Annotated in this window: 8 protein-coding genes and 1 pseudogene; all 9 read left to right on the top strand. The window is 39.1% G+C overall.

Features of this window, described 5'->3' with window-relative positions:
* The first annotated feature begins 133 nt into the window (after window positions 1-133).
* The 9 genes and pseudogenes from FFM80_RS14250 (at window position 134) to FFM80_RS14210 (ending at window position 7,635) form a co-directional block, all read left to right on the top strand.
* Entirely contained in the window at window positions 134-1,078 is a 945-nt protein-coding gene (locus tag FFM80_RS14250) for a GHKL domain-containing protein (protein WP_137641410.1), read from the top strand.
* Window positions 1,075-1,800 carry a LytR/AlgR family response regulator transcription factor gene (locus FFM80_RS14245; protein ID WP_137641409.1) on the top strand — a complete coding sequence of 242 codons (726 nt, stop codon included), beginning with the start codon at window positions 1,075-1,077 and terminating at the stop codon, window positions 1,798-1,800. The genes FFM80_RS14250 and FFM80_RS14245 overlap by 4 nt, the downstream gene beginning before the upstream one ends.
* Before the next feature lie 683 nt (window positions 1,801-2,483).
* Window positions 2,484-2,648 (top strand): annotated as a pseudogene (locus FFM80_RS14830) (DUF2712 domain-containing protein); the annotation flags it as partial.
* Between the two features lie 70 nt (window positions 2,649-2,718).
* On the top strand, window positions 2,719-3,504 hold the full coding sequence (locus tag FFM80_RS14235) for a hypothetical protein (protein ID WP_137641408.1): 786 nt from the start codon (window positions 2,719-2,721) through the stop codon (window positions 3,502-3,504).
* A complete protein-coding gene (locus FFM80_RS14230) occupies window positions 3,491-4,195 on the top strand; it encodes a hypothetical protein (protein ID WP_137641407.1) in 705 nt (234 codons plus the stop codon). Before FFM80_RS14235 ends, FFM80_RS14230 begins: the two co-directional genes overlap by 14 nt.
* Before the next feature lie 59 nt (window positions 4,196-4,254).
* Window positions 4,255-4,890 (top strand): hypothetical protein, encoded by a 636-nt coding sequence (locus FFM80_RS14225; RefSeq protein ID WP_137641406.1) that lies wholly within the window; start codon window positions 4,255-4,257, stop codon window positions 4,888-4,890.
* Between the two features lie 2 nt (window positions 4,891-4,892).
* On the top strand, window positions 4,893-5,537 hold the full coding sequence (locus FFM80_RS14220) for an ABC transporter ATP-binding protein (RefSeq protein ID WP_137641405.1): 645 nt from the start codon (window positions 4,893-4,895) through the stop codon (window positions 5,535-5,537).
* Between the two features lie 101 nt (window positions 5,538-5,638).
* Window positions 5,639-6,895: a GHKL domain-containing protein gene (locus FFM80_RS14215; RefSeq protein ID WP_137641404.1), complete on the top strand. Its 1,257-nt coding sequence runs from the start codon at window positions 5,639-5,641 to the stop codon at window positions 6,893-6,895.
* The gene (locus FFM80_RS14210) at window positions 6,892-7,635 is read left to right on the top strand and encodes a LytR/AlgR family response regulator transcription factor (protein WP_137641403.1); all 744 of its coding nucleotides are present in this window, start codon (window positions 6,892-6,894) and stop codon (window positions 7,633-7,635) included. The genes FFM80_RS14215 and FFM80_RS14210 overlap by 4 nt, the downstream gene beginning before the upstream one ends.
* Window positions 7,636-7,768: the final 133 nt, after the last annotated feature.

Here is a 7,768-nt window from a genome sequence, read left to right as displayed (position 1 = left end):
AAAATACTAATATCCGACCCCACAGACCTTTTGTATCAAGGTGTGTGGTCTGTTTTTGTACTTTCAACCTTTAGTTACCCAAATTATTGTCCGACTTTTAGTACGACCAACCGACTACTTGGTCGCATTTATTTTGATTCAATTGAGTGTAAATGCTGTGCTATATCTGATTTATGATCGAAGTAGTTGGCAAATTAAATATGACCAGATAACGTATTCTGAACTAGGATTAGTTTTAGGAACATTATTAATTATTTACGGTTATATTGTCTTTGTTGAATCGAATACAACTGATTTGTATTACATTGTATTTGACTTGTTGTTTTTTGTCCTTTTTGGCTTGGCAAATGTGCTGGTTCAAGTTGAGCACGCTAAACGAATTCGTAACGAGTCTAAATTGCGTTATGAACATGATTTATTGATAAGTAGTGAGCGGTATGTTGTTGAAATTGAGAAGCACTACAATGAAATGCGGCGTTTTCGCCATGATTATCAAAATGTCATTTTATCAATGGATGAATACATGCAGACTGGCGATATGGCAGGGCTAACTAGATATTATCAAGAAAATTTAAAACCGATTTCGGCTAAGCTTACGCGAGAAAAGTATGTGCTAGAAAACATGACTTATATTCAAAATAAAGAACTAAAAAGCATTCTCTTTAATAAATTGAATTATGCACAATCATTAAATATTAAAGTCAGTTTTGATTGCCGGACACTGATTAAAGATTTAGGAACGGATACGTTTCAATTAGTGATCGCTTTAGGTCTTATTTTGGATAATGCGATTGAAGCGACGACTACCCAAACACATGGTCAAATCTTGGTAGGAATTTTCAAACAATCGGCTAATTTAATAATTCTAGTTCAAAATTCGTTAGCTGTGGATGTGAGTTTGCCACCAATATGGCGCTTGAAGCAGCAGGGGTTTTCAACTAAAGGGACTCAGCGAGGACTAGGATTAAGTCAACTAAGTGCCATTATTGATCAAGATGCTTGTTTGACGCTAGAGACACAGCTTGAACCGCAGTTCTTTTTACAGAAGATTACGATTAGATTGGGTGAATCCGAATGATTGATGTGTACGTATGTGAAGACGATGAAAAACAGTTGGCAACTTTGAAACAGTATATTAATGACTACATCATGATTGAAGCGGCACCGATGCAGTTAAAGCTAGCAACTTCAAATCCATATGAACTATTGGAAAATGTCGATAATCAGCATAAGCGACTATACTTTTTAGATATTGCGTTAGGGTCAGATATCAATGGTCTGGAGCTAGCTCAGCGTATTCGTCAGATAGATTCGAATTGTAAGCTCGTCTTTATTACGACTCACACCGAAATGATGTTTTTAGTATTTAAATATCAGTTGGAGGTCTTGGATTATATTATTAAAGATGAGCCTGATGCTTTTCATCAACGAGTCGCGCAAGTTTTGGCATTGGCATTAGTTCGGTTTGAACAGTCTAAGATTGCTAGTGCGGATTATGTTCAGTTCAAAATGGATAGTCAAGCTCGCCAAGTTCAAGTTAGTGATATTTTGTATATTGAAAGTTCACCAGTTCAACATAAGTTAGTGGTACATCTGGAGAATGGAACTTTTGAATATTATGGCACGATTAAGGATGCTGAGAGTTTACATGCAGACTTGTATCGATGTCACAAGTCGTATGTCGTTAATTGTAAAAAAATCAGTATCGTTAATAAACGTGACCGCGAGATTGAGCTGAACAATGGTGAGTCTATTATTTGTTCAATTAAAGCCGCCCGCGAGTTAGCTAGAATGTTATAAATCTTTGAAGCTAGTGACCAGAATTTGATTTTGCCAGTAAAACAGCTGATTTTGGGAATACTAAAAAATCAACTGGTACTTAAAGCTCAGATGTGAGTGCTTATGGATAAAAACTCGTCATGAGTTTTTACTCTGATAGACTTTAATTAGGCGTTAATTTTTATTAGCGTTAATAAAGTTGAGGAGTGACATTAATGAAGAAGTTAGTGCAAGTAGTTGTTGCGGCTGGTTTAATCAGTGCAGCGTTATTAAGTTCGTTGCCAGTGAGTGCTGCCAATGATAATGCTGATTACGCTTGGCACTAGTTGGTATAAATTGCCACTCTGGTTGGCCCAGCATCGGCTGGAACGTGGTGGCCGCGTTTGGAAGCCAAAGAGCGGTCTTCCAAGCCGGGCTTTATCTAAGCCGGGAAATCACCGACTAAGATAAACGACACCACTGAGCCAATTCTGGCCCGTCCGACGTTAACTAACGGGTATTGAGTCACTAACGATTGATTATTTTCAGTTCGGTCATTTAGCCGAGAGGTTGGTTCCTAAAATGTTCAGCCGTGTCGTTGGCGTTCCGGCATTTTAGGAACCAACCGGCAGGCGGCAATTTCAACTAACACCAAACGTAATGCTGATTATACTTTTAGCATACACGGATTAAAGTAGAACTCGCAGGCAGGCGGTAACGTAAGTCCATCAGTAACTAAAACGGCTGGCAATGGGCCATCTTATCGTCGAGTTAATTCAGATTTCAATGGGAAGCAGACGGTAATGCTGACTGCCCAGAATAATAACTTTAATACTGAGGAATATAATATTTCAGGTTACTGGGATGAAGAAACTGGAATTGTTCAATAAATGATGTTTGGATGTGATCAATTAAGTAGGCCAGATAGCCTACTTTTTTAATAGAAAGGAGTACGATCCCATGCAAGTTGAATTTAGACGGATGTTACATGATCGTCGGTTTGTTTTATTTGCTGCTGTTATTTTAATTGTACCGCAGCTTGATATTGGTTGGGTGATTCATAATCAATTTTTAGCCGGCATGGATGAACCTAAATTTATTTTACATCCAGCAATGGGAAGTTTTTTAGCTGGTAGTAGTATTGGCCATTATGGTCAAATGATTCTAGTCTGGTTACTGCCCGTTATCCTTTTAGGACTGGTAGCAGATCGCGCTGTAAGTGATAGTCGCCAAAATTACATGGTGGCTCAAATGATACGTAAAACCAAGGCTCGGTATTTAATTGATAAATTAACATTTGTGGCCGTCGTCTCGATGGCGGTAACCGTAATCTCATTGTTATTAAATTTCTTGATAGCGTTTATCTTCTTACATGGTGGGATTAGTTTTCAGGGTAACGAGGAGTCAGTGAAATTTAATAGTAGCCAGTTAAATTATCAACTGGCACATCCTTATTCGACACTATTAATTATTACTAGCGTTTATATCTTAATTGTTGGGATTTATGCCATGGTTTGTTACATGTTGTCAATCATCTTTTCTAGTTATTATTGGGTTTATCCAATTGCATTTTTAGTTTGGATCTTTCAAATCATGATGCGCAATAGTTTGGCATTCTTGATGCAGCCATTTATGGAATACGGACTTGCCTATCAAATTCCTGCAATGCTAACTTTTGGATTAATCGCAATTATAATTATTGGGGGTGGCTATTATTGGAAGGTTCGAACTGATGCAATATCGTAGACGTATGTGGCCACTGTCAGTCGTGCTGATCATTGGATTGATATTGTTTTGGTTACACCTGTCGCAAGGCGTTACACGGCCAATGACGACTTTAGCAGCAGTAACTGCTCTTGAAGCGAGTGGTGTCCGTTATCATTACGCGATGTTGCATGCCACTATTTATACAGTGATTTGTATTTCAATGAATATGACGGTTTTTACGAGTCAGGTGGTGCCAAGATTAATGCGGCAAACACGAGTTCAATATTTTATGACAGATTTAAAAGTCATGTTTAAGCAAGCCTTGTACTTTACAACAATCTTTTATGGCGTCGATGTTATTTTGTTTAATCAACTTGCTAGTCATACGATTCGGCAACAGCCGGCAATTTGGATAGCGTTGAGCAGTCGCTATTTGTTAGCAATCGGGTTTTATTTGATACAGTTGACTGCAGTTTACTTGATAACCTTGATCACACATCAAGTTGTTATTGGGCTGTTATTGGTACCAGTATTGACGGTTATTTCATTGAAGTTCTGTTTGGCAACTCACCATTTACATCCATTAGCTAGCTTAGGGACATTTGATCATCTCGGTCAAGCTGGCATTGACTTAGCAGTTGTTTTTCGCGGGGGTATTCAGACGCTAGTGTTGATTATCGGTTTAGTTATTTGGAATTGTCACCAATTGAAAAAATGTGATGTACGATGATTAAATTAAGACAGTTTGGGTTGGTATTGTGTTGTTTCATTATCTTTGCTGCGCTTACGATGAGACAGACAGTTGAAGTCACTAATTTATGGAAAGTTATTGGTTATGAGCAACGGATTAGTCAACAAATTGGCTTAGTGTTGCCATGGGTTGCGCTGATTAGTTGGTTTTTTATGCGCTTTCAACTAGTGTTTAATCAGGATTACCTGGTTAGACTCTTACGGTACCAAAGTATTTTTAAGCTTTGGTTAAAGTTGAACTTACTTATCTTGAAAGTTAGCGGTCTCTATGGGTTGAGCTACATTAGCGTTATGATTAGTCTCTATGGATTGTACTTTAAGACGATAATTCCGATTAAGCTTAATCAGTTGATAGTCCTTTTAGGGATGGTAATTGTGGCTTATTTGATAGGTGTTATGCAATTGTGGCTGAGTTTCGTCACGGATACTAGGACAGCCTTTTTTGTCCAGCTAGTGTATGCCGTTGTGGCGTTATCGATGGGAAGCTGGGCTTATAACGGGCAGCCGCAAGTTATTTATTGGCAGCTGCTTGCCTGGCCACAATGGCTAAGTACTGGACGACTGTTGGCACTACAAGCTAGTGGTAGCGCTATTGGAAGTACTTTTATATTACTGACGTTAGTTTTGGCTGGCGGGTTAAGCTGGCAGTTGTTACGAACAGATTGGTTGGGATAGCTATGGAAATTCAAGTAAATAATATTGTAAAAACAATTCACAAAAAAGTCATTTTAGATCATCTTAGTTATCGCTTTGAAGGTGGTCATATCTATGGTTTAACGGGTATTAATGGGTCGGGTAAGACGATGCTATTACGTGCTTTGGCAGGATTAATTCATTTGACTAGCGGTGAAATTATCATTAATGGAAAAGTACTGCATCGTGATATGGATTTTGCCCCGGATACCGGTGTCATTATTGAAAACATGAGCTTATTGCCACAGTTTTCAGCATTTGAAAATCTAAAACAGTTAAGTAAGATTAAACGTTGCGCTACTGATAAAGACATTCTATCGGCTTTAACTGCGGTTGGGCTGCAGGAACAAATTTATCAACCTAAATTAAAAGCCTATTCGTTAGGTATGCGGCAGAAACTGAATATTGCACAAGCAATATTTGAAAATCAACAACTTATTTTGTTGGATGAACCGACCAACGGATTAGATTCAGATAGTGTCGATAAGTGTATTCAAACATTGCGACAATTACGTGATCAGGGGAAATTGATTATCTTAGCAAGTCATATTAGTGACGACCTGATGCGCTTAGCGGATAAGCAACTGAAATTATCAGCAGGTCACTTGGTTGACTTGACATCGGAGTAAGTTTAAATGGCAGTCACTCGTGGTTAGTTGTTTTTTTACGATAAAGTTCCCAATTTTAAGCTCTTTTCCGGTATGCTTAATGTAGTATCGGGGGGACGACCATGTTATTTACTTTATTTGGTGTTTGTTTTGAATTTTGGATCACTCGGATTCGGTTACCACAATATCAATTAAAAGGAGTGGATTATGGCTTAGGTGTGTTGATATGGATCATTACCCAATGGGGAACACCAGTCATTGGCGATTGGATGATGGTACTAGTGTTGTTGTTATTAGGTTATTCAATCTATACCCGGGCACGTGATTGGCGAGCCGCAGTCGTAGTTAGCATCGAGAGTCTCTTGATAGTAACCATTGTGACGCAATTGACCCAATTAATAGCGCCGTTGATTGCTATTGCTGATGCAATTCCGTTGACATTTTTCTTGTTTAGCTTAGTTATTGGAGGATTATTGCATTGGTCCACCCGGCAGTCCATTTTACCAACGGGACAAATTAATACCATGATGGCTGGTTTAGTCAGTCTGGCATTTTTATTGATTATTGCCTATTTAAAGTTTATTAGTGGCAATCAGCCGACACCGACAATGACGTTGGTTGGCTTAGGACTAGTCCTAATTTTGTGTGTGATTTTGTTGGTTGGGCAGCGGGAACATCAACGGTTGCTTAAAAAGCAGGCCTTGATAGCGTTACAGCAACAAACTTTGACTAGTAATCAGCGTTACACACGTGCCATGGAACAGCACTATGATGAGTTGCGTCGATTTCGACATGATTATCAAAATGTGATGTTATCGTTGTCTGAATATTTGGCAACTGATGATCTAGCGGGACTAAAACATTATTATCAAACAAACCTAGTTGCTAAGACTGCGCAATTAAAAGCGTCTAAGTATGAATTAGAGGATTTGACAAAAGTTCCGGACAAGGCCATTAAAAGTATTCTGTTTAATAAATTAAATAGTGCCCAGCAAAGCGGTGTTACTGTGCGATTTGAATCGCAGCAAGTGGCACAATTAACGGCTGTACCGTCAGTTGATTTGGCCGTCATGCTTGGAATTATTTTAGATAATGCTGTTGAAGCTACCGTGAACCAATCTGAAGGTTGGGTACATGTTGTTATAATAGCGGTTCCGGCAACGCAAACAATTCTGGTCAAGAATTCTTTGGCAGCTAAGGTTCCCGCGTTATGGCAGCTAGAACGGTCTGGCTTTTCAACTAAAGGTTCGGATCGAGGATTAGGGCTGACAAACTTAAAAAGTATGCTCGCAATTTACCCGCAAGTTGAGCTGGCGACAACGATTACTGAGCAGTGTTTTAGTCAGCAACTAACGATTAGATTGGATGGTCAGGCATGATTGAAGTTTATATATGTGAAGATGATGCCAAACAATTGGTGAGTTTGACGCAGCTAATTGAGAATTATATCATGATTGAAAATTTGGACATGCAAGTTGTTCAAGCTGAGGCTACCCCTGGACCATTATTGACACGACTTAATAATGACCAGCAACGGCTATACTTTTTAGATATTGATTTAGGCGATGAGATGAGTGGTATTGAGTTGGCCCAACGGATTCGATCTGTGGCAGTGGATTGTAAACTGATCTTTGTGACAACTCACGCTGAACTCGCATTAGAAACGTTGCAACATCAATTGGAACCGCTGGCGTTTATTTTAAAAGACGATCCGGAATCTTTAAAAGCGCAAGTTATCCAAGCAATCAATTTGGCACGCACTCGCTGGCAAAAGTCTAGACCCCAACAACAGCAATCTTTGACATTTAAAACAGCAGATCAATTGCGTTCAGTGCGGGTCGCAGACATTTTATATTTTGAGACGGCACCGGCACCACATAAATTAATCGTTCATTTGGCAAATGCTCACTTTGAAATTTACAGTACCGTGAAGCAGGCTGTAGAAATGCACGACAATTTTTATCGGTGTCATAAGTCGATTGTAGTCAATTGCCAACAAGTTCGAGCTGTTAATCGGCATACTCAGTTGGTGACGTTGACTAATGAGGAACAAGTACCTTGCTCCTTGATGGGGGGGCGGGGCTTAGCACATTATCTGCAAGTGCGAGTTGATGACTAATTTTAGGCTGATTATGACCGTTTTAACCAAATCAAGCTAGTTTCGCTATACTAAATACGCTTGGTGCTAGTTGATTTGGTTTATAGTATCCACTAATAAGCATTGTTCTAGCCTAGCTTGAAAGCCTCTTGCT

The sequence above is a fragment of the Lactiplantibacillus dongliensis genome, assembly GCF_005405105.1.
Lineage (GTDB): Bacteria > Bacillota > Bacilli > Lactobacillales > Lactobacillaceae > Lactiplantibacillus > Lactiplantibacillus dongliensis.
The sequence above is the reverse complement of the archived record's forward strand: the minus strand, read 5'-3'. Positions and strand labels throughout refer to the sequence as shown.